Source organism: Haemophilus sp. C1, assembly GCF_001276515.1.
Lineage (GTDB): Bacteria > Pseudomonadota > Gammaproteobacteria > Enterobacterales > Pasteurellaceae > Haemophilus.
Map to the genome: position 1 here is coordinate 14,936 of NZ_LDVZ01000014.1, position 23,706 is coordinate 38,641.

Here is a 23,706-nt window from a genome sequence, read left to right on the forward strand (position 1 = left end):
TCGTTAAAAAATTATTTTTTATATGCCAAGATTTCGCCCATACGAACAGGTTCATTAACGCTTAAATGATCAGCCAAACGCACTTGATTGGCTTGGAATAAATTAATCACTGTCGAACCAAGTTGGAACCAACCCATTTCTTGACCTTTCAATAATTTGACCGCACTTTCGCCTTCATAAGTCCAAGTTTTTACTTCGTTGTGGCGCGGTGGATTAATTACGCCCGCCCAAGTGGTGCCAATACTTGCCGTGATGGTTGCGCCGACTAAAATTTGTACCATTGTGCCAAATTCAGTATCAAATACACAAATCACACGTTCATTACGCGCAAATAAATTGGGTACATGTTGGGCTAAAAATGGATTCACAGAGAATAAATCACCCGGCACATAAATCATCTTGCGTAGCGTGCCATCGCACGGCATATGCACTCGGTGGTAATCACGAGGAGAAAGATAAGTAGTGGCAAATTCACCATTTTTAAAGGTTTCCACTAATTCTTTATCTTCTGCCAGTAAGTCTTCTAGGCTGAAAAAATGGCCTTTAGCTTGCAATAAAAGATTATCGTCAATATGACCGCACTCGCTAATGCGACCGTCTGCTGGTAAACAAAGTGCGGTAGGATTTTGATTAATTGGACGCGCGTTTTCTTTTAACGGACGAATAAAAAATTCATTAAAACTTGCGTAATCAGAAAATTGTTCTTTTTGCGCAATGCTCATATCAATGTTGTATTTTTTCACAAAAGCTTTAATTACAACATGGGTTAGCACACCCCATTTTTGTTTAGCAAACCAGCCTGCAATTTGAGTTAAATAAATTTGCGGCATGACATATTGAAATGCCACTTTCAAGCGTTGCCAATAAGAATTTGAAGTCATCATTATCTTTCCTTGTTAAAAAAAGAGGCGTGATTATAGCAATTTTTATCAATGTGCCAACTTTTTTGGTGGTTTTGGGGGAGTTATTTTAATAGCCTAGGTAAAAAAATTGGCACACGTTGAAAGCGTGTGCCACAGTAAAATATTAGTTAGAACAAGTATCTTATGCCAATATGAGCTTGCCAATTTTGTTTGAAGCAGTGAATTGTTGAGCTTTGTGCTTCAAAATAAACTTGGGTATTTTTAGCTTTATTCATATAAGACACGCCTAATCCATATTCTAGCCAATTACCTTTATTTAATATTTTCTCAACGGCCACTTTATTAAACGTATATTTCATTTCACCAAGAAATTCTCGTCTATACATGAGTTTAATATAAGGGTGAATCTCTTTTTCGTTGAAATAATCTAATCCGGCTCTAAAGCCAATTCGTCCTACTAAACTTCTTACTTTTTCCGTTTCAACCATTAGCTTGTTTGATACTGTGAAATCATATCCTTTTGTAGCATGATAGGATAATTGAGCCTCTGGTTGTAAATAGATTACACGTTCAGCTGTTTCACTTAAGTTAATCCGTTTCCCTGTTTCTGCGGAAAGTATATAAGTAAAAGTGCGTATTGTCGGGGATTTAACCGATTTTTTTGACGGGCTAACTAAGTCATAACCGCCACTATAACTTATTGCTTTCGTAAAGAAATCAAAATACCAGTCGTTTTCCTTGTTTAACCAAGAAGAATATAAGCCTAATTCTGTGCCATTAAGTTTAATTTTGCCTGGATATGTTTGTGATTTTGCAGCGGAACTGATATATCCAAATGAGAGACCATTATAATTTATCCAATTTCCTCTTGCGTTTATCCAATCATAGCCAATTTTTAAGCCTAGGTAGTTATTGGTATATCCGCTAACTTTAATACTTCCTTTACTAACGTATTGGCCATCAATATTTTTTGCCCAAATCTGACTTTGTTTGGTGATATTTTTATTGAAATGAATTTCGCCTAAGCGTTGATGTAAACTTTCAGTTAAAGTCAAATTAGATTGATAAATAATATCGCCTAAAATTACCGCACCTTGTGCACCAGTGCTTAAACGACCTGTAGGATTTAGGTAAAAGTCATCACGAACTACTTCGTTTTCATCTTTACCTTCAATTTTAACAAGTTTAGAATCATTTGGACGCGTCAATGTAAATTCATAGGCCCCTTGATCAGTGGTGCCATTAATTAACTTGAAATGCCCTTTAATATCGTCTTTATTTTTTGTGACATATTCTACGAGCTTTATATATTCATTTCCTTTCGTAGGCGCAGTTCCATCATCTTTATAGATTATTTTATGATCGCCCTCGCTAGATTTACGAACGATTAATTTATCAGCTATACCTTGACCTTTATTCTCACTAGTAAAATCAGCAATCTTTCCATGCATATTGAAAGTACCACCATCACCTTTCAAATTTTCCACGGAGATATTAATATTCCGCTTAGGATTGACGAAGTTGACCGTTGCACCATTGGAAATATTAAAATTATTAATTTTCGATGTGTTCGTCGCATCCCAACGTGAACCATTGGTCATGGTAAAATTAAATTTAGTATTAGCTTTATCAGGATCTGGACCATCACGGTTTTCTAGAAACAGAGGTTGTCCATGAGGCGGATTATTAGGATTATCAGGATCTCCACTATATTTTTGTTTACCAATATGAGCTTCTCCGTGGAAGTAAGAATCTTTATTTTTTAAGTTTAACTCCATTTCACCACCATTTAGGGCGTGAATATCTCCGTCGATTTGTACCTTTCCATCTCCTTTAATTTCAACTTTACTGTTTTTACTATCTATATTTATCGCATCCCCGATAGATTTTTGTTTTCCGTTTTCATCAAGTACAGGTTGCACATCTATTTTCACATCACCATAGAAAGTAACACGATCATAAGATTCCTCAGGCTCCTCATCACTACTAGCAGCTCTTTCCGGTAACCCCCCTGTATAAACACCGTAATTTTCTGCATTCATCATGTTACCACGGTCTACCTTGATATTTACAGCCCCATAAAAATCCATTTCCGTTTGATTAATAACAGTTGTCCTAGTCCCCGTATTTTTTATATTTACATTTTTATAATGGGTGGTACCAATCCCACGCGCTTTTGTCGTACCAGATACTGTATAAATATTAAGGGTAGAATCCTTCTCTAATTTGATATGGGTATGGCTATATTGTTTTCCATTAAACAGAGTGTTATCGTTTTTTAAAAACTCAATACCATTTATTTCGTCCTTATTAGTCACCTTAGATGCATCTGTAAAGAGATAGTTCGTCCCTTTAAAAGTAATTGTCGTGTCAGACATTCCCTTACCATCTGTGGTCAACGTTTGGTTTCCAAAGATAGAATGCCTAGAATTTATGGTTTTAATCGATACATTTTCTAAGGTAATATCATTATGCCCCTTATAGCTTTTATCGGCTAATAGAAAACCTGCATTTTCAACACTACTTTCTAACTTATATCTATTTGCGTTCACATATCCTATAGGTTTTTCTTTGACTATCGTCCAGTGTTCTGGTGCTTTCACTTCCGTTCCATCAAAATTTTTCCATTTTGATGCTGCTACATCAGTTTGGTTTGCAATAGTATCGCTGACTGTACCATTTCCCTTAACAGTGACTTCATTTTTCCCTTCATAAGCCGCAACAACCAAGGCATTAATCGGTTCATCCTTTGCACTATAATCTAATACTTTTCCTTTATTTTCTTGATTTTTTGTGGCTACTACCGCTGTGAACCTTTGTTTTTCAAGAACTAGTCCATCCGCAGTAGCAGATTCACCAGTTGTCGCTTGAACGAGAAGTAAAATAACAAAGAGAAACGACGATTTTTTATATTTCATAGTTATTTTGTTCCTTTTGATTTTCTTACTTGAGATGTATTGATAGGCTATTCATTGATAACCGTTCTCAGTAGGATATTTTTTGGGGTATTATTTTATGCGCTAAAAAAAGTTTTGTTATGTTAGATCATTTTTATGTTTGCGGTGTATGTTTTTTATCCTATTTTAGTTTGATTGTTTTTTTTTTGAGCTGTTTGCGGTGTTTTTTTAATCGCGTTAATTGCGTTGCTTCTGGACGTTCCTGTAAATGAAATCGACGTGAACTAAGATGAAAATTATAAAATTGAATCAAAAGTGCGGTTGCTACAGCGTAAATTTTAGAAAATCCACGATTTCTCTTTGACTATCTTCGAAACAACAGGTAATATTCACGCCCTATGCAAAAGGTAAAACTACCCCTCACTGTTGATCCCATAAAAGATGCTCAAAGACGGCTTGATTATGTTGGCTATTATGCTGCTAATCAGCTTGAGCGTTTGGCGGAATCAGTAGTAAATGTGCTTAGCGATGCACAGGTAACATTATCGTTTTATGTTGATCCACAAAAATTAGTGGTGATGAAAGGTAAAGTACAGGTTGATGTCGAGCTTGAATGTCAGCGTTGTAATTTGCCTTACAAACAAACATTGGAATGTGAGTTTATTTATAGTCCAGTGGCTAATTGGGATCAGGCTGATGACTTGCCCGAAATTTATGAACCAATCGAATTTAATGCGTTTGGCGAAATAGATTTAATTGGTACAGTGGAAGACGAACTTATTTTAGCTCTACCGCTTGTCCCAATGCATTCATCTGAACACTGTGAAGTGTCCGCGCAGGAACAGGTTTTTGGCGAATTGCCGGAAGAATTGGCAAAAAAACCGAACCCGTTCGCTGTATTAGCTAATTTAAAGCAAAAGTAAATTAAATTTAGGAGTATAGCCAATGGCTGTTCAACAAAACAAAAAATCTCGTTCACGTCGTGATATGCGTCGTTCACACGATGCTTTAACAACTGCTGCTGTATCAGTAGATAAAGCAAGCGGTGAAACTCACTTACGCCACCACGTAACTGCAGACGGTTACTATCGTGGTCGTAAAGTGATCAATAAGTAATTTTTACTTATAGGTGTTCACTTGAACCGTCTAACCTTGGCGTTAGATGTGATGGGCGGGGACGTTGGTCCCCGTATTACTATCCCCGCATCCCTTTTAGCGTTGGAACGAGATCCAATGCTTTTTCTTATTCTGTTTGGCGATAAGCAACAAATTTCCCCTTTACTTGAAAATTGCCCTCAATCACTTTTAGATCGTCTTCATATTCAACATTGTTCTCACAAAATTGATAATAACCAAGCTATTTCTTATGCATTGCGCCATAGCAAGGGAACGTCTATGCGTTTAGCACTAGAAAGCGTGCAACGTGGTGAGGCGCAAGGTTGTGTGAGTGCTGGCAATACAGGGGCGTTAATGGGATTATCAAAAATTTTGTTACAACCTTTACAAGGGATTGATCGACCTGCATTAATTTCATTTATTCCTACGATAAATGGTGAAAAATCGGTGATGTTAGATTTAGGCGCAAATGTAGAATGTGATGCGCAAAATCTTTATCAATTTGCACAAATGGGCGCGATTTTTGCAGAAAATCATCTTCATCTTGTTTATCCGCGCATTGGTTTATTAAATATTGGTGTAGAAGCCATTAAGGGACATCAATCTATTCGCGAAGCCGCAAATTTGTTAGAAAAATCTACTGCACTTAATTATGTTGGTTTTATTGAGGGTGATGCTTTGTTGAATGGTCGCGTAGATGTTATTGTTAGTGAGGGATTTGCTGGCAATATCGCGTTAAAAACCCTTGAGGGGGCGGCAAAAAATTTGTTGTCTTTATTTAAAAATCAATCTAAGGTATCGCATTTAAAACCGATTTTGGCGTGGATAATGCGTTATTTTTTCAAACAAAGTTATCAACGCTTGAAACGCATTAACCCTGATGAATATAATGGCGCATCACTTATTGGCTTAAAAGCTGTGGTGGTAAAAAGTCACGGTAGCGCAAATGTGAATGCTTTTGCGCACGCCATTGCCGATGCTGCCTTACAAGCCCGCCTGCAACTTCCAGAAAAAATTTTGGCAGGGCTTGCTCGTTATTAATGACTTAATTTTTATTTATTATGAATAGCAGAATTTTATCTACTGGTAGTTATTTACCAAGCTACATCCGCACAAATGCGGAATTAGAAAAAATGGTTGATACATCAGATGAATGGATTGTCACTCGTTCCGGTATTCGTGAACGTCGTATCGCAACGGCAGATGAAACTGTTGCAACAATGGGATTTGAAGCGGCAAAAAATGCGATCGAAGCTGCCCAGATTAATCCTCAAGATATTGAACTGATTATTGTTGCAACTACAAGTCACTCACACGCTTATCCAAGTGCGGCGTGCCAAGTGCAAGGTTTATTAAATATTGATGATGCGATTTCTTTTGATTTAGCCGCAGCTTGTACTGGTTTTGTCTATGCCTTGAGCGTAGCCGATCAATTTATTCGTGCCGGCAAGGTGAAAAAAGCCTTAGTGATAGGCTCAGATCTCAATTCTCGTAAATTAGATGAAACTGATCGCAGCACTGTTGTGCTATTTGGTGATGGTGCGGGAGCGGTCATTCTTGAAGCGAGTGAACAAGAAGGAATTATCTCCACCCATTTACATGCTTCAGCAGATAAACATAATGCCCTTGTTTTAGCTCAACCTGAACGTGGTGTAGAAAAATCAGGTTATATCGAAATGCAAGGTAACGAAACGTTCAAACTGGCAGTTCGTGAACTTTCAGATGTGGTGGAAGAAACACTTTTAGCAAATAATTTAGATAAAAAAGATTTAGACTGGCTTGTGCCACATCAAGCAAATTTACGTATTATTACAGCGACAGCTAAAAAATTAGAAATGGATATGTCGCAAGTGGTGGTCACGTTAGATAAATACGCTAACAACAGTGCAGCAACTGTGCCTGTTGCTTTAGATGAGGCTGTTCGAGATGGCCGTATTCAACGTGGGCAGTTACTATTATTAGAGGCCTTTGGCGGTGGTTGGACTTGGGGTTCAGCATTAGTGAGATTTTAGTTGATTTGATATAATTATTGATGATTTTAAAGTGCGGTAAAATTTGACCGCACTTTTAGTATTTTGTTGTCAGGTTTCGCCTGACGGCGACCTACTTTCTTTTACTCGTGTAAAAGAAAGTAGGCAAAGAAAACACGCCCCAGTTAAATCGCTGTTCTTTGCTTTGTTTCAATTTTCTTAACGACAATTTGCTGAACTCGCTACGCTCAAACAGACGCAAATTGCCTAAAAATTGAAAGTCGCAAAGGAGATTTATATGGGGCCCGAATTTATCGGAGCATTATTTAAAAAGTGCGGTTAATTTTAAATTCATTTTAAGAACAAAAAATATTTTGAGTTTTGACCGCACTTTAAATCGGAGAAAGAACAAATTGGGTTCCCTTCTTTTCCACCTTTGTGGAATTGAATTTGTAGGAAATTTTCGTCTGTTTGAGCGTAGCGAGTTCAGAAAATTTCCGTTAAGCAAATTCAATGGAACAAAGGAAATAAGGAAAAGCAGGGTCGCTTTTCTTTTTGCTTACTTTTTCTTTGGCGAGGCAAAGAAAAAGTAAGTCGCCATCGGCGAAACCCGATTTTAATTATCGAAGAAGAATTCTTAATTAAAAAACAATAGGACAAAACATAATGAAAAAATTCGCAATGGTCTTCCCAGGCCAAGGCTCCCAAACTGTCGGTATGCTTGCTGATCTTGCAACTGAATATCCAATCGTTACTGAAACATTTAAACAAGCATCTGATGCGCTTGGTTATGATTTATGGCATCTTGTTCAACAAGGCCCTGCTGAAGAACTCAATAAAACTTGGCAAACTCAGCCCGCACTTTTGGCTGCTTCAGTCGCTATTTATCGCGTATGGCAAGAAAAATTTCCTCAATTAAAACCAGAAGTAATGGCAGGCCATAGCTTAGGTGAGTATTCTGCCTTGGTTTGTGCTGGCGTGTTGGATTTCCAAGATGCGATTAAATTAGTGGAATTGCGTGGGAAATTAATGCAACAAGCCGTGCCTGAAGGCACTGGCGCAATGTATGCAATTATTGGTTTGGATAATGAAGCGATTATTAATGCTTGTAAACAAGCAGAGGAAGGCGAAGTCGTATCTGCTGTGAACTTTAACTCACCAGGCCAAGTAGTTATCGCTGGCGCGAAAGCTGCAGTTGAGCGTGCGGCTGCATTATGTAAAGAAGCAGGCGCAAAACGTGCATTGCCATTAGCCGTTAGCGTACCTTCTCATTGTGCATTGATGAAACCAGCAGCCGAGCAATTAGCGGTAACACTTGAGAATATTCAAATTAATACACCAACAACATCGGTATTAAATAACGTTGATGTGAAAGCGGAAACTGAAGGTGCAGAAATTCGTACCGCACTTGTTCGTCAGTTATATAGCCCAGTTCGTTGGACTGAAACAGTTGAAAAAATGGCGCAAGATGGCGTTCAAGCACTTGTTGAAGTGGGACCTGGTAAAGTATTAAATGGTTTAACCAAACGCATTGTGGGTGATTTACAAGCAATATCTGTAAATGATGTTGCCTCATTCAATGCCGTAGAAGAATTTTTAGCGTAAAAGGAAGAAAACATGCAAGGTAAAATTGCTTTAGTGACAGGGGCTACTCGTGGTATTGGCCGTGCGATTGCAGAAGAACTTAGCTCAAAAGGTGCGTTTGTAATTGGTACTGCAACATCTGAAAAAGGTGCAGAGGCAATTTCTGCATATTTAGGAGATAAAGGTAAAGGTTTAGTTTTAAACGTCACAGATAAAGAATCTATCGAAACTTTACTTGAGCAAATTAAAAATGATTTTGGCGATATTGATATACTCGTGAATAACGCAGGTATTACTCGCGATAACTTATTGATGCGTATGAAAGATGATGAGTGGTTTGATATTATGCAAACTAACTTAACTTCGGTGTATCATCTTTCTAAAGCCATGTTACGTTCAATGATGAAAAAACGTTTTGGTCGTATCATCAATATTGGTTCTGTGGTGGGTTCAATGGGTAATCCAGGACAAGCCAACTATTGTGCGGCAAAAGCAGGTGTGATTGGTTTTTCTAAATCTTTAGCGAAAGAAGTGGCTGCACGTGGTATTACTGTAAATGTGGTTGCACCTGGTTTTATTGCAACGGATATGACAGAAGTGCTTACTGATGAACAAAAGGCGGGTATTTTATCTAATGTTCCAGCTGGTCGTTTAGGTGAAGCCAAAGATATCGCTAAAGCCGTGGCTTTCTTGGCTTCTGATGATGCGGCTTACATTACAGGCACAACGTTGCATGTAAATGGTGGTTTATATATGAGCTAATGCTGAAAATCAGCATTTCTCTTTATTTGGACTTGAGTGGAGTTCTAAACACAAAATCATAGCCAAAGATTTTAGATAATGTTAGAATCCCATTCGCAGTGTAGCTTGGTTACGCCTTGAGCGTATGCAAAGGTACGTAACTATTTTTAATGTGTGTATTCAGATTGCCCATTTTGTGGTGCGACCAGCCTATAAAATAGTTGCAAGTTGATAAAAAATACATACACTAACCGCTCTTTTATGAGTTAAAACCAACAAAATAGGAAAAACAAATGAGTATTGAAGAACGCGTGAAAAAAATCATCGTTGAACAATTAGGTGTTAAAGAAGAAGATGTTAAGTCTGAAGCTTCTTTCGTTGAAGATTTAGGTGCGGACTCTTTAGACACAGTTGAATTAGTAATGGCTTTAGAAGAAGAATTCGATATCGAAATTCCAGATGAAGAAGCTGAAAAAATCACAACTGTTCAATCTGCGATTGACTACGTGCAAAACAATCAATAATTTCAAGTTGGGCGACTTTTTAAGTCGCCTAATTTTTTTCAAAAATTTCTTTCTCAAATCGCCGCACTTTTCTCTTATTCCTGCATTGTAAAATTGATCTGAATTACCTTTTAATTCAATTCTTGCTCTAAAATTTAAAAAATATCTAGTTTTATTCCTCAAAAAGGGTATTATTTTTACAGTTTTTTTATTTTTGAGGTACTTATGCTTTATTTAGAATTTTTATTCTTATTATTAATGCTTTATATGGGAAGCCGTTACGGCGGTATTGGATTAGGTGTCGTTTCTGGTATCGGTCTTGCTATCGAAGTTTTCGTATTCCGTATGCCAGTAGGGAAAGCACCAATTGATGTAATGCTCATCATCCTTGCAGTGGTAACTTGTGCATCCATACTTGAAGCAGCTGGCGGTTTGAAATTTATGTTACAAATTGCTGAACGCATTCTTCGTAAAAATCCAAAGCGTGTCACTTTACTAGGCCCATTGGTCGTGTATTTATTAACGTTTATGCTTGGTACTGGCCACTCTGTTTACACAATTATGCCAATCATTGGTGATGTTGCATTGAAAAACAAAATCCGTCCAGAACGTCCAATGGCGGCGTCTTCAGTGGCATCTCAATTAGCCATCACATCTAGCCCACTTTCTGCTGCAGTTGTCTTCTATCTAGGTAAAATTACTGCTATGCCAGGTTTTGAGCATATTAGTTTGTTAGATATTATTTGTGTGACAGTTCCTGCAACCTTAGCGGGTACGATTGCGCTTTCCTTATACAGTATGCGTCGTGGTAAAGAGTTGGAACAAGATCCTGAATATCAACGTCGTTTACAAGATCCTGTATGGAGCGAACGTATTTTAAATACCACAAGCACAACATTGAATGAAACCCTTCCACAAGGTGCTAAAAAATCAGTGTATTTGTTCTTATTAGCATTGGTGGTGATTGTTGCGATTGCGATGATTCCTGAAATTCGTACTATCGGTAGCGGAAAAGCAATTTCCATGTCGCTAATCATCCAAATGATGATGCTTTGCTTTGGTGGTGTGATTTTACTCGCAACGAAAACAAATCCTCAAATCGTGCCAAATGGCGTGGTATTTAAGTCTGGTATGGTGGCAGCGATTGCGATTTATGGTATTGCTTGGATGAGCGATACTTACTTCCAATATGCAATGCCAGAATTTAAAGCCGCGATTACTGATATGGTTCAAACTTATCCTTGGACATTCGCGTTAGCATTATTTGCAGTTTCTGTCGTAATTAACAGCCAAGCTGCGACCGCAGTCATGTTATTACCTGTTGGTATTGGTTTAGGTATTCCCGCACCAATCTTGGTTGGTTTAATGCCTGCAACTTATGCATATTTCTTCATCCCAAATTATCCGTCAGACATTGCCACTGTAAACTTTGACGTAACAGGTACAACGAAAATTGGTAAATATTATTTTAACCACAGTTTCATGGTGCCAGGTTTAATTGGGGTTGTTGTTGCTTGCTTGGTCGGTGTTTCTGTGGCGGAATTAGTGATTCGCTAATTTACACATAAACTAAATCCTTTTAATATAAAAGCACCTTTGAATGGTGCTTTTATTTTTATGACAACCTACATCGCCTACGGCAATATAAATCAACCTTTTTCTTTGGAATCCTTACCCGATGCACTGATTCCAGAAAATCTATATCAAATTGAAACGGATAGCTCGCGTGTTTTTCAGCGTCATCAGTGCCGTCGGCTTGCTCACTTATTACTTTTCCAACTTCTAAAAATATCAGGAAAATCCACCGCACTTTTATCTCAAATTCATCGTACCGAAAGTGGCAGACCTTATTTTCTTGATGAGCGAATAGATTTTAATATTAGCCATTCTGGTGATTGGGTGGCGGTAATATTAGATATTAGAAATGAAGAAAAAAGTGCGGTGGGAATTGATATTGAATTTCCTAAAATAAGAAATTTTACAGCGTTGATGGAACATATTGCACCAAAAGAAGAAATTGATTGGTTTCATCATCAGCAGGATTCTTTGAAGGCTTTTTATCGTTGTTGGTGTTTGCGAGAAGCCGTATTGAAATCTCAAGGATTTGGAATCGTAAAATTATCCAATGTTCGTCATTTACCTGAACAACAAAAAATTTTTTCAGATTATTGTCCGCAGGGGCAGTTGTGGTTTACTGATGAACTCCCTGTTTATTTAGCCGCTTTTGTCAATCATCAAGAAAAATTACCGCACTTTTATGAATGGAGTGGAGAACAATTGCAACTTAAAATACTACAAGAATTCAGCTTTTATCGTGTGAACTAGAGGGACTATTATTATATTTAAAACCTCACCAAACGATAGGTTTTGGATTAGGTGGGGATATTCTTTAGGCGGAGAGGGTATGAAAAGATGGGGAGAGTAAAAAGTATAGCTGTCGTGATATTTCTTATTTTATTTTTTACAATAACATCTATTTATTCATGTAGTGATAAGGGGAAGTTAGTTACATATAGGTCACAAGCTGGAGAAAGATTACTAAATTTTTTATATAAAGAAAATTTATCTAGGGATATATTGAACATAGATAATTTTAGATTTTATGAAATTAATATAGCTTTATCTGGAGAAAAAGATAAATATGAGAGTTTTATTATTAAGCATGGTTATCTGAAAATGGATAATTTAACTTTTTGTAAAGATGGTAATTCAATAAAAGTATTATATGTGAATAAAAATACATTATTAAAGTATTCATATGATGATCATTTTTGCAAAGAGATAGTAGATGGAGAAATAAGTCCTAAACAAGTATTGTGAAATATAATATAATCCAGAATAACTAAAGATTTTAACTATAAGCAATTTGCACTGTTGATATAAAATGCTAGGAATAGATTTAACTACGGCTTACTTATTAAAAGGGAAAGGAGCTATTCTTACTGTAGGGGAAATACAGCAGAAGGGGCAATTAATTCTTATGTCACCGATCAATCTGTATTCAATGGTGCAATCTCTAGCGGTATTGGTTCTGCTATTGGTTACGGTATGGGGAAAGCCATTAAAGTACGGTTAGATAAGAAGATTAACCTGGATCGCACGTGGGCTAAATATAACTCTCAGCCTTTAAATGATAAAGTTCCTTATGTTGATGTATATAGAAGAAATATTGTGCCTGATGTTTCTGGTAGTGTTATAGGTGAATCTATTAATAGAGCTTCACAATATTATTACGGGAAAATTCAGAAGGGGAATAAGTAATGAAGAAAATTTTTTATATTACATTATTTTCTTTTGGGTCTGCCTTGTTTTGTTTATTTGTGTCATTTGTTATGGGGAGGGTGTTTTATAACTTTGATAATGGAATTGTACTTTATCAAATTAATTTATTGTCATTTTTCAAAAACTTTAACATAAAGGATTCAGGGTTCTTTTTTCTTATGTTTTCAATTATTTTCTTTATTACATATATTCGACATAAAGATTATTAGCAATAGGGTGATTGGGTGAGTGAATAAAAATTTTATCTGTAAAACCCTAGATAGTGCGCGTCTCCTGACGAGTGCTTATATCTAACTAAAAATAAACAAAATGAAGTTGTTAATGAAAATAGTAAAATCATCATTAAACGAAATTGATGTTTTTGGCACGCGTCAGGAGACGAGCGTCATCGTGGGGGTTGCAGCTGACTCGTTTACAGGTGAGTCATTAAATAAATTTTTAGAAAGCAATGAGCAAGATATTAGAAATTTTTCCAGAGAGCGTTTATATGCTAAGTAGATTAATGAGTTTTTTAGTTTATTTTACTGGTTATTCTTTGTTCGTGTTTATATTTTGTTTTGCTGGTATTTCTTCTCTTATTATATTATTTAAATTTATTGTGAGTTTTGGAAATATCTCTATGAAAGATATTCTTGACGTATTGTCATTTAACTTATATGGTTTTTCCAGATTATCGCCATTAATAGTATTATCAATTCTTATATCTAAAAAACTAAGAGGTGGATAGTATAGAAAGTGTTTAATTTCTGATGTTAAGTTATTAGAAATTTGTAGTCTGTTTGATATTTAAATAGACTACAATTTAAAATACTGAAGTACAAAGTGCGGTCAATTTTCAAAGAGTTTTAAAACTTCTCAAAAATTGACCGCACTTTTGTATTTTAAACGATGCTTGTGTTAATCAAACCTTATAATTTTACATCCAATCTAGCGTAAGCATATCCGATTTTCTACGGAAATATCACGAGAGAGCAAGACACCTAAGCTGCGATGAGAATTAACATCGCTTTTTCTGAAAATGTGCGTATTGCTATTAAAGGCAATCTTAATTTAAAAATCTGTTAAGGCAGTAACTGCTACGATAGCAAATAGTAAAAGTTATCTAACACTAACGGCAAAAAATCTCCGCTCCTAAGGGGCATAACTTGAAAGTGCGGCGAAATTAATGGTTATCCCCTCTTGCATTTTCATAGACGCGCCCCATTTATTTAGCTAAACTCTTAACAATTTTTTGACAAATGGAGAATGAAATGTCACAGAACGGTTCAGATCGCGATCCTTGGAGTAAACCAGGGCAAAGCAACGACCAACAGCCGGGAAATTCACCCAATAATAATGGATGGAATAACAATCAAAATCGTGGGAATCAAGAACAGTCTCCGCCAGATATTGAGGAGATTTTTAATAATCTTCTCAGAAAATTAGGTGGTGGAAATAAAAAGAGCGGTCAAAACAATGGTAGTTCTCAAAACAGTACGCCATTTAATTTTGGAAAAGTGGTGCCGCTTGCTGTGGCGATTGGTACGATTATTTGGGGCGTAAGTGGTTTTTACACCATTAAAGAGGCTGAGCGTGGTGTGGTGCTTCGTTTTGGTGAATTGCATTCTATTGTTCAACCAGGTTTAAACTGGAAACCAACATTTGTAGATAAAGTATTGCCAGTGAATGTAGAGCAAGTTAAAGAGCTTCGTACGCAAGGTTCAATGCTGACTAAAGATGAAAATATGGTTCGTGTAGAAATGACCGTGCAATATCGTGTGCAAGATCCTGCAAAATATCGTTTTAGCGTGACGAATGCGGATGATAGTTTAGGTCAAGCGACTGACAGCGCATTGCGTTACGTGATCGGCCATATGTCAATGAATGATATTTTAACAACAGGTCGTGCGGTTGTTCGTGAAGATACGTGGAAAGCGTTAAATGATATTATCAAATCCTATGATATGGGACTTGAGGTGATTGATGTGAACTTCCAATCTGCGCGCCCACCTGAAGAAGTAAAAGATGCGTTTGATGATGCGATTAAAGCGCAGGAAGATGAACAGCGTTTCATTCGTGAAGCGGAAGCCTATGCCCGAGAGAAAGAGCCGATTGCGCGTGGTGATGCACAACGTATTATTGAAGAAGCGACAGCTTATAAAGATCGTATCGTGTTAGATGCACGAGGCGAAGTGGAACGTTTACAGCGTTTGTTGCCTGAATTTAAAGCTGCACCAGATTTACTGCGTGAGCGTTTATATATTCAAACCATGGAAAAAGTCATGGCAAATACGCCAAAAGTGATGCTTGATGGCAATAATGGTAACAATTTAACTGTGTTACCGTTAGAACAAATCATGGGTAAAAAACTATCAGCTAAAGCGCCAGCCGTAACAGAAAGAGCGGTAGAATCTGCGCCTGTTTTATCACAGCCAGAGCGTATTAATCATTCTTCAAGCCAACTACCAAGCACTGTTGAGCCGATTCGCCAAGGGAGATTTAACTAATGCGTAAATTTTTATTACCAGCTATTTTTGTCATTGCGGCAGTGGTGTATTCCAGTGTCGTAGTCGTGACGGAAGGTACTCGCGGTATTATGTTGCGATTCAACAAAGTACAACGTGATGCAGATAACAAAGTGGTTGTATATGAACCTGGCTTGCATTTTAAAGTGCCTTTGATTGATAGTATTAAAGCTTTAGATGCGCGTATTCGCACCTTAGATGGATCGGCAACACGTTTTGTTACTGTTGAGAAAAAAGACTTGCTAGTAGATTCTTATGTGAAATGGAAAATTAGTGATTTTGGTCGATTCTACACATCTACTGGTGGTGGCGATTATACTCAAGCTTCAAGCTTGTTAAGCCGTAAAGTAAATGACCGTTTGCGTTCTGAAATTGGTACAAGAACCATTAAAGATATCGTTTCTGGTACGCGTGGTGAATTAATGGAAGGGGCAAAAAAAGCTTTAAATTCAGGGCAAGATAGTACGGCAGAATTGGGTATTGAAGTAATTGATGTGCGTGTAAAACAAATCAATTTACCGGACGAAGTATCTTCTTCAATTTATCAACGTATGCGTGCAGAACGTGACGCAGTCGCGCGTGAACACCGTTCTCAAGGTAAAGAAAAAGCTGCATTTATTCAAGCTGATGTAGATCGTAAAGTGACCTTGATTCTTGCTAATGCAAATAAAACTGCACAAGAATTACGAGGTTCAGGCGATGCTGCGGCTGCAAAATTATATTCAGATGCTTTTGCACAAGAGCCTCAATTCTTTACTTTTGTACGTAGCTTAAAAGCCTATGAAGCGAGTTTTGCAAATTCTGACAATATGATGATTTTAAAACCAGATAGTGATTTCTTCCGCTTTATGCAGGCACCGAAGAAATAGATTTAAAATTGATAAAAACACCTTCCTTGTGAAGGTGTTTTTTTATAGCCAGCGTCTTACTTTTTGTTTGTAACGACGATATTCATTGCCAAATTTACTTTCCAAATAGGCTTCTTCTCGGGCTATTTGAAAGCGATTCATAACTAGTATAAAGACAATTACGCCTAACCAAGCCAAACTATTACCCAACCAAAGTGCCCATGCAATTAATATTAGTAGCAAACTTAAATACATTGGATTACGGCTAAATCGAAATATGCCTGTAGAAACTAGTTGTGTTGTGTGTTTAAAATCATGAGGATTGATGGTCGTTTTGCGTATAAAAAATTGAAGCACACTGCCCCCAGCAATCAAAAATGAAAGAGTAATGACAAAGGCAATAACTGCAAAATGGACAGAATAACTAGCAACTTTTGGCAAAAAATACATTGCTGTGCCAATTAATAAACAGAGTAGTGGTGGTGGAATAAACAACATCGCTAAATCTCATTAATAAAAATGCCGCCTAGTGATAGACGGCATGTAAAGTGCGGTCAAAATTTATTTTAATTTTGCTTTAATCGCTTCTGCCACAAGTTCAGCTTCAGGACCTAAAATGACTTGTAATCCATCATTGCCTAATTTTACATTACCTTTTGAACCAAGCGCTTTAAGTTGATCTTCATTAATATTGTGATGGTCAACTAAAGTTAAGCGTAAACGAGTGATGCAAGCATCCACAGTTTTGAAGTTTTCTGAACCACCTAAAGCAGCGATAAATTTTACCGCTCTTTCTTCGCGAGATTGGTTGCTTTGTGTTGGGGCTGCAGCTGTATCTGCTTTATCTTCACGTCCCAGCGTTTTGAGATTAAAGGCATTAATTGCAAAACGGAACACAAAATAATAGATGGCAAAGAATACAATACCTTGTACAAGCAACATATACCAGCTAACAGCAAGTGGGTTACGGCTAGAAAGAACCATATCGACTAAACCAGCACTAAAGCCGAATCCTGCAATCCAGTGCATTGTGGCTGCAATGAATACAGAGATACCTGTTAATAATGCATGCAATACATAAAGTACAGGCGCAACGAACATGAATGAGAATTCAAGCGGTTCGGTGATCCCTGTAAAGAAAGAAGCTAATGCACCCGCAAGCATAATTGAGGCCACTTGTACTTTTTGATTTGGTTTTGCGCAGTGATAAATCGCAAGAGCAGCACCCGGTAAACCAAACATCATCACAGGGAAGAAACCAGCTTGATACATACCAGTTACACCCACAGTTGCAGTGCCTTCAGCAATGGATTTAGCGCCGCCCAAGAAGTTTGGAATATCGTTGATACCCGCTACATCAAACCAGAATACAGAGTTTAAGGCATGGTGTAAGCCAACAGGAATTAATAAGCGGTTGAAGAAACCGTAGATGCCCGCACCTACTGCACCTAAATCTTTGATGGATTCACCAAATGAAACGAGCGCGTTAAAAATATGAGGCCAAATATAGAGTAAGGCAAATGATACGGCGATCATCACAAAAGAAACCAAAATTGGGACGAGTCGTTTTCCGCTAAAGAACGAAAGTGCTTTTGGTAATTCAACTTGATAGAAACGGTTGTAAAGTTCAGCTGAAATCACACCAATTAAAATCCCGATAAATTGGTTATTGATTTTTTTGAATGCTGCTGGCACTTCACTAATATCAATGTGTTGTAATTGTGCTACACCTGCAGGGGAAAGCAGGGTGGTTACTACGTAGAAACCAACAAGGCCTGAAAGTGCGGCGGAACCGTGTTTGTCTTTTGCTAGGCCAAAAGCAACACCCACAGCGAAGAGTAAGCCCATATTGTCAATAATTGCTGCACCAGATTTAATTAATAATGCCGCTAATTGACTGTTTGCACCCCAACCATCTGGGTCAATCCAATAGCCAATACCCATTAATAATGCCGCAGCAGGTAAGGCTGCCACAGGTACCATTAAGGCTTGACCGATTTTTTGTGCATAACTAAGTACGCTCATACAATCTCCTTAATTTTTAGATTTTGCTGAAATTACAAGACTTGGAGAAAGGGCTTGTGGATGTGTCAAAAATAGCTTTTTGAAATGCCCACAAGCCCTATATTAATTGTCACAAGTCTTATACATTATTCTATGCCAAATTATTCAACGGTCAATTTTTTACCATCGTAGCTAATGGCTTTGACGCTGGTTAACGCTTTACCACCGTCAGTTTCACCACCGATGAGCAATACTTTATTGTTGTAAGACACAGAGAAACCATAGCCAATATTCATTGGTAATTCACCAACGATACTCCATTTACCGTTATTTAAAGTATAAACTTCGTTATGCCATGTTTTGGTTAAACCTTTATGCGCATGAAGTTTGCCTTCTTTGAATTGTTTAATTGAACCAGGGAAGTTTGCTCCACCCGTGACTAAATAATGGCCATGGCTATAGCCTGCGAGTGCACCGGCTAAACCATCTTGTGATTTACCTTTTGGCGCAGGTAAGTCAGGTAAGTTTTTCCATTGCACACCTTTAGCAGTGAATTTGCCTTGATGAGTTTCTGCGGTACGAAGACCTGGTTTAACTTCACCATTGACCACCACTAAGTCATTACCTTGGATGGTGAATGCTGCACCTGCACGTCCCGAGAATGGAATACGACCTTCATTGCGCCATTTATTGGTTGATGGTTCATAGCTTAATAATTCTGTTGTGAAGAAATAATCTTCTGGACGTTGATCGAAATAAGCTGCTGCGATTTCATCTTTTTTCGCTTTATCTTCACCTGCTGCCACGGTGTCTTGGAAGAAACCATTAAATATAGAGAGGTTAGAACCACCTAAAATATAAACTTTATCACCGTGAGATGCGCTGCTTGATCCCACTAAACCACGCGGAGAGCGAGTAGGAAGTTTCACCCAAGTATTATCAGCTGGGTTGTAGCTGTAAGCATCATTAACAAGTTGGAGTTCGCCTTTTTCATTTTTTTGCAAACCACCGAATACATAAAGTTTTCCATCTACGGCTGCAGCAACAGGTTGATTACGTTCACCACCAGGGAATGCTGCAATTTCTTTCCATTGTGCGGCAGGATCTTTTAAGTCTAAAGAATAGAATTTATCGCCACCAGAACCTAAGCCTACATATACGGTATCTCCGATGAGTGCGCCCGTTCCGCTTTTGATACCTACTGGTAAATCTGGATAGGCTTGTGCGCTAGCTGAAAATGCAACAGTTGCAAAAAGTGCGGCGCATAATGCTGTTTTTGTCAATTTCATAATAAACCTCATTTATTAAGTTATGTTTATGGATTGCTATTCATAAAACCGCATTGAATAGGATTTATTTTATAAAAAAAGTGCGGTTATAAAAGCCTTGCTTTTTTTAACCGCACTTTAGTGTTAAGACATCAATAGATTTGGCACAAAAGTAATGATTTGTGGGAAAATCGTAATTAATACTAATGTCAAGAATATTGGGATTAAGAACGGCAATATACCTTTAGCCACAGTAGATACAGACATATTACCCACACGCGCCACCACAAAAAGAGCCATTCCCATTGGCGGTGTTAAGATACCGATCATCATATTCAAAGTAGTCATTACACCGAAGAATACTAAGTCGATATTAAATTGCATTGCGATTGGAATTAACATTGGTAACACTAAGAATTGCAATGCTAATGCATCAATGAACATACCTAAGAAGAGCAAGAGCGCATTGATCATGACTAATACCATAAGTGGAGAATCAGCTACGGCAACGAATACATCTGCTATACGCATTGCAACTTGTTCACGCGCGATCATATCTCCGAAGAAGGTTACAGTCATAATCATTAATGCAACCACACCAGTAATTGCCATAGCTTCAACACAGCTATTAAAGAGCATTTTCATGGTTAATTCTTTATAAACGAATTTACCGATGATTACGGAATAAGTTGCGGCAACAACAGCAGATTCTGTTGGGCTAAATAAGCCAGAGAAGATACCACCGATGATGAGTAATGGGGTTAAAATTGCCCAGAACGCTTTTTTGAATGATGTGCAAAGTTCTTCGCGAGTTGCTTTTGGTGTTCTTGGATAACCACGTTTTTTAGATACGTAGTAGTTCATGATCATCAAGGCAATCGTAACGAGTACGCCAGGTACAAAACCTGCAACGAAGAGTTTCGCAATGGATTCGTTGGCGATTACACCGTAAATAATCATGGCGATACTTGGTGGAACTAATGGACCGATGATACAAGATGCTGCAGTGATACCACCACAAATATCATCATCATAACCTGCATCGCGCATAGCCTTAATTTCTAATTGACCTAAGCCACCTGCATCAGCCAGTGCAGAACCTGACATACCTGAGAACAATAAACTTGCACCAATATTTACATGACCCATACCACCAGTGTAGTGACCGAGTAAGGCTTTCGCAAAATTAAAGATACGTTCTGTGATACCGCCAGTATTCATTAAAATACCCGTTAGGATATAGAATGGAACAGCAAGTAGTGAGAAACTGTCTAAACTCATGGTCAGTTTTTCGGCTGCTGCGTTTACCACGTTCCATCTGGTCATTGAGAAATAAAGTAATGTGGTGATAAATAATGACCAACCTACTGGCACGCCGAGGAACATAATAACCAGCCAGAATATTAGGGCAATGTATACTGCGTTTGAGCCAAACTTCACATATTCTGTAATGCGTAATACTTTGTACCACTCTGGGAAAGTAAATAAAATGCCTAATAAAATGACCGCACTTACAATAAAGAAGGTTGCAGGTAAATAGCTTTTATCTTCTTTAAAATTGTCTGCTTGTGCTTGGAAGAAGCGCACTAACATTAGAATAGAAATGATCGGTAAAGAAGCGTAAATCCATTTTTCTGAAATTCCACCTAATGCATCAATCGGAAAACTAGAACCTAGAAAAGTTTTGATACCAAAATGAATAAAGAAAATAATACCAAGGAAAATCACTAACTGTACAAAAGAGTTTGCGACTTTTTTAACTGAAGGTGGCATTAAATTGGTTAAGAAATCAATGTAAACGTGTTCTTGTTTGCGAATTGCCACGCTAATACCGAGCATTCCTACATAAACAAACAATAGTTTAGCGAGTTCTTCACTCCAAATTAACGGCGAGTGGAAAGCTTGACGGAATAGAATTTGGGCTACAAGAATACCGAAGATGACAAGGAACAGTGCGCCACCAATCCATTCTTCAAGTTTGTTAAAAAATTTCATACTTCACTCCGAGAGATTGTGGAGAACGAAAATGAGTGCGCCAACCAAATTGCTGGCGCACGTGATAGAGATTATTTAATAGCTTGGATTTCTTTTAATGCTTTTTCACCTTTCTCACCAGTTTGTTTTACAAACTCAGCATAGAATGGTTTCATCGCGTCTTTGAATGGCGTTAAATCAGGACGAGTTACTTTCACCCCTTGTTTTTCAAAGAATGTCACTAAATCTTTTTCGCCATCTACGAATAATTTAGTATGGTATTTTGCTGCATTTTCAGCGGCGTCTTTGACTACTTTTTGAAGATCTTCAGGTAATTCTTTATAAGTTTCGTTACTCACTAAATAAAGTTGGTCATTCAAAATGTGGTTAGTCATCGCTAAGAATTTTTGCACTTCATAGAATTTTTGTGCTTGTACTGTTGCTAATGGGTTTTCTTGACCATCTACAGAGTTAGTTTGAAGTGCAAGATATACTTCAGAGAATGCCATAGGTGTTGGAGATGCGCCTACATATTTTGCGTACGCTAAGTTAGTTGCCGCATTTGGTACACGAAGTTTTAAACCTTTCATATCTGCAATGCTGTTGATTGCTCTATTTGAAGTTGTTTGGCGAGTACCATTATAGGCTTGAGAAAGTAGAGTAACACCAAGATCTTTATCCATTTTCTTAATTAAATCTTTACCAAATGCGGTGTCAAATAAGGCTTTTTGCGCAACGTTGTAGTCGGTGATGACATATGGTAAAGCGAATACTGCGGCTTCAGGATAGAATAATTGAAAACGAGCTGATTCAGCAAAAGTGAAGTCAAGAGAACCATCTTTTAATTGTTTTAACATTGCACGGTCATCACCAAGTTGTGAACTTGGATAAAGTGAAACTTCAATTTTACCATGTGATTTTTCTTTTACTTCTTTTGCAAACATTTCTGCTGCTTTGTACTCATTAGATGAAGTACCCGCATTCATACCAAATTTTAAGTCATAATCTGCGGCAAAAACGGCTGAAGAAACGCCTAATGTGATAGCAGTTGCAAGGAAAAGTTTAGTAAATTTCATAATGTTCGCTCCTGTGTGAACCTATGTTGATATAAGCCATTATTGGCTCAGCTTAAAAGTGAATACTTGATGTTTATGACATCAAAAAACGACTCGGACGTTATTCTAAAGTAAAAAAATACTTTTTGAACTGATCTTTGAAGTTTTATTTCAAAATTGAGAGGTAGATCACATTTGCAAAAAAATACTTCAAAAAAAACTTTTAAAATGGAGTTATGTTTTTATATAATGCCAAGCACTGACGAAAATGCGGGCTCAGTTATATTTTTGAGGATGATTGAGCCTAAATAATGCTAACGCCTAGATGGCTTGTAATAAAGCATTTAAGCATTATCGGCCTCAATATATTAGGAGTGATATTATGTCGAAATTATCTCATCAAGATGTGCTTTCTCAAATTCAATATGGTCTCATTGCTTCTTGCCAACCCGTTGATGATGGTCCAATGGATAAACCAGAAATTGTTTCTGCTATGGCTCAAGCTTCTGTTGCTGGTGGCGCATCAGGCTTACGTATTGAAGGTGTAGATAACCTTAAAGCGACACGTCCTTTTGTAAACATTCCAATTATCGGTATTGTAAAATGTGACTTACCTGATAGTCCGATTCGCATTACGCCATTTCTGCAAGATATTGAAGATCTTGCCAATGCTGGGGCAGATATTATTGCGGTAGATGGCACTAACCGTCCTCGCCCAGTTGATATTGAAAGTGCGGTGAAAAAAATTCATGAAATGGGCTGCTTGGCTATGGCAGATTGCTCTAATTTAGAAGAAGGCTTGTATTGTCAAAAACTCAGTTTTGATATTGTGGGTAGCACAATGTCTGGTTATACAGGTGGACCAGTTCCGGAAGAGCCAGATTATCAATTAGTGAAAGATTTAAAAGCTGCAGGTTGTTTTGTGATGGCAGAAGGTCGCTATAACACGCCTGAATTGGCAAAAGTAGCCATTGAAATTGGCGCAGATTGCGTCACTGTTGGTTCAGCCTTAACTCGCCTTGAGCATATCGTGAGTTGGTTTGCTAATTCTGTGAAATCTGCAAGATAGTCGTAAGACGTGTGAGAAAATACTTCAT

22 protein-coding genes are annotated in these 23,706 nt (G+C 37.6%); 15 read left to right on the forward strand and 7 right to left on the reverse strand.

Annotated elements, in window-relative coordinates:
• Positions 1-11: 11 nt before the first annotated feature.
• Both asd and ABW51_RS09850 read right to left on the reverse strand, forming a co-directional pair.
• Positions 12-881, reverse strand: coding sequence for an archaetidylserine decarboxylase (gene asd, locus ABW51_RS06405; protein ID WP_053466077.1), 870 nt, complete (start codon positions 879-881; stop codon positions 12-14).
• A gap of 149 nt (positions 882-1,030) precedes the next feature.
• The gene (locus ABW51_RS09850) at positions 1,031-3,781 is read right to left on the reverse strand and encodes an autotransporter outer membrane beta-barrel domain-containing protein (protein WP_082318404.1); all 2,751 of its coding nucleotides are present in this window, start codon (positions 3,779-3,781) and stop codon (positions 1,031-1,033) included.
• Between the two features lie 377 nt (positions 3,782-4,158).
• Between ABW51_RS09850 and yceD the strand changes: the two genes are divergently transcribed.
• From yceD to hflC, 14 genes are all read left to right on the forward strand, one after another.
• Positions 4,159-4,683 (forward strand): 23S rRNA accumulation protein YceD, encoded by a 525-nt coding sequence (gene yceD / locus ABW51_RS06415; RefSeq protein WP_046942523.1) that lies wholly within the window; start codon positions 4,159-4,161, stop codon positions 4,681-4,683.
• Positions 4,684-4,705: 22 nt separating this feature from the next.
• Positions 4,706-4,876 carry a 50S ribosomal protein L32 gene (gene rpmF / locus ABW51_RS06420; protein ID WP_005544470.1) on the forward strand — a complete coding sequence of 57 codons (171 nt, stop codon included), beginning with the start codon at positions 4,706-4,708 and terminating at the stop codon, positions 4,874-4,876.
• 21 nt (positions 4,877-4,897) lie between these two features.
• Positions 4,898-5,917 carry a phosphate acyltransferase PlsX gene (plsX, locus tag ABW51_RS06425; protein WP_053466050.1) on the forward strand — a complete coding sequence of 340 codons (1,020 nt, stop codon included), beginning with the start codon at positions 4,898-4,900 and terminating at the stop codon, positions 5,915-5,917.
• A 20-nt stretch (positions 5,918-5,937) separates the two neighbouring features.
• Positions 5,938-6,888 (forward strand): beta-ketoacyl-ACP synthase III, encoded by a 951-nt coding sequence (locus ABW51_RS06430; RefSeq protein WP_053466051.1) that lies wholly within the window; start codon positions 5,938-5,940, stop codon positions 6,886-6,888.
• A gap of 624 nt (positions 6,889-7,512) precedes the next feature.
• Positions 7,513-8,451 (forward strand): ACP S-malonyltransferase, encoded by a 939-nt coding sequence (fabD, locus tag ABW51_RS06435; protein WP_053466052.1) that lies wholly within the window; start codon positions 7,513-7,515, stop codon positions 8,449-8,451.
• A gap of 12 nt (positions 8,452-8,463) precedes the next feature.
• Positions 8,464-9,192 carry a 3-oxoacyl-ACP reductase FabG gene (gene fabG / locus ABW51_RS06440; protein WP_005627320.1) on the forward strand — a complete coding sequence of 243 codons (729 nt, stop codon included), beginning with the start codon at positions 8,464-8,466 and terminating at the stop codon, positions 9,190-9,192.
• Positions 9,193-9,464: 272 nt separating this feature from the next.
• Positions 9,465-9,695, forward strand: coding sequence for an acyl carrier protein (gene acpP, locus ABW51_RS06445; protein ID WP_005627318.1), 231 nt, complete (start codon positions 9,465-9,467; stop codon positions 9,693-9,695).
• A 204-nt stretch (positions 9,696-9,899) separates the two neighbouring features.
• Positions 9,900-11,231, forward strand: a complete 1,332-nt coding sequence (locus ABW51_RS06450; RefSeq protein WP_053466053.1) for an anaerobic C4-dicarboxylate transporter — start codon at positions 9,900-9,902, stop codon at positions 11,229-11,231.
• Positions 11,232-11,291: 60 nt separating this feature from the next.
• On the forward strand, positions 11,292-11,999 hold the full coding sequence (locus ABW51_RS06455; protein WP_053466054.1) for a 4'-phosphopantetheinyl transferase family protein: 708 nt from the start codon (positions 11,292-11,294) through the stop codon (positions 11,997-11,999).
• An 87-nt stretch (positions 12,000-12,086) separates the two neighbouring features.
• Positions 12,087-12,494, forward strand: coding sequence for a hypothetical protein (locus ABW51_RS06460; RefSeq protein ID WP_053466055.1), 408 nt, complete (start codon positions 12,087-12,089; stop codon positions 12,492-12,494).
• Between the two features lie 228 nt (positions 12,495-12,722).
• Entirely contained in the window at positions 12,723-12,935 is a 213-nt protein-coding gene (locus ABW51_RS06470; RefSeq protein WP_053466057.1) for a hypothetical protein, read from the forward strand.
• A 342-nt stretch (positions 12,936-13,277) separates the two neighbouring features.
• Complete coding sequence (locus ABW51_RS10055) at positions 13,278-13,454, forward strand: hypothetical protein (RefSeq protein WP_156262551.1); 177 nt, start codon at positions 13,278-13,280, stop codon at positions 13,452-13,454.
• Between the two features lie 752 nt (positions 13,455-14,206).
• Positions 14,207-15,442, forward strand: coding sequence for an FtsH protease activity modulator HflK (hflK, locus tag ABW51_RS06480; protein WP_053466059.1), 1,236 nt, complete (start codon positions 14,207-14,209; stop codon positions 15,440-15,442).
• The gene (gene hflC / locus ABW51_RS06485; RefSeq protein ID WP_053466060.1) at positions 15,442-16,329 is read left to right on the forward strand and encodes a protease modulator HflC; all 888 of its coding nucleotides are present in this window, start codon (positions 15,442-15,444) and stop codon (positions 16,327-16,329) included. Before hflK ends, hflC begins: the two co-directional genes overlap by 1 nt.
• A gap of 42 nt (positions 16,330-16,371) precedes the next feature.
• Here hflC and ABW51_RS06490 read toward each other — a convergent pair whose 3' ends face one another.
• The 5 genes from ABW51_RS06490 to ABW51_RS06510 form a co-directional block, all read right to left on the reverse strand.
• Entirely contained in the window at positions 16,372-16,806 is a 435-nt protein-coding gene (locus ABW51_RS06490; protein WP_053466061.1) for a methyltransferase family protein, read from the reverse strand.
• A gap of 63 nt (positions 16,807-16,869) precedes the next feature.
• Positions 16,870-18,333 (reverse strand): N-acetylglucosamine-specific PTS transporter subunit IIBC, encoded by a 1,464-nt coding sequence (nagE, locus tag ABW51_RS06495; RefSeq protein ID WP_053466062.1) that lies wholly within the window; start codon positions 18,331-18,333, stop codon positions 16,870-16,872.
• Positions 18,334-18,473: 140 nt separating this feature from the next.
• Positions 18,474-19,601, reverse strand: coding sequence for an N-acetylneuraminate epimerase (locus tag ABW51_RS06500; protein ID WP_053466063.1), 1,128 nt, complete (start codon positions 19,599-19,601; stop codon positions 18,474-18,476).
• Between the two features lie 123 nt (positions 19,602-19,724).
• Positions 19,725-21,575, reverse strand: coding sequence for a TRAP transporter large permease subunit (locus ABW51_RS06505; protein ID WP_053466064.1), 1,851 nt, complete (start codon positions 21,573-21,575; stop codon positions 19,725-19,727).
• Between the two features lie 71 nt (positions 21,576-21,646).
• Entirely contained in the window at positions 21,647-22,633 is a 987-nt protein-coding gene (locus ABW51_RS06510) for a sialic acid TRAP transporter substrate-binding protein SiaP (RefSeq protein ID WP_082318407.1), read from the reverse strand.
• 358 nt (positions 22,634-22,991) lie between these two features.
• Between ABW51_RS06510 and ABW51_RS06515 the strand changes: the two genes are divergently transcribed.
• Complete coding sequence (locus tag ABW51_RS06515; protein ID WP_053466066.1) at positions 22,992-23,678, forward strand: putative N-acetylmannosamine-6-phosphate 2-epimerase; 687 nt, start codon at positions 22,992-22,994, stop codon at positions 23,676-23,678.
• Positions 23,679-23,706: the final 28 nt, after the last annotated feature.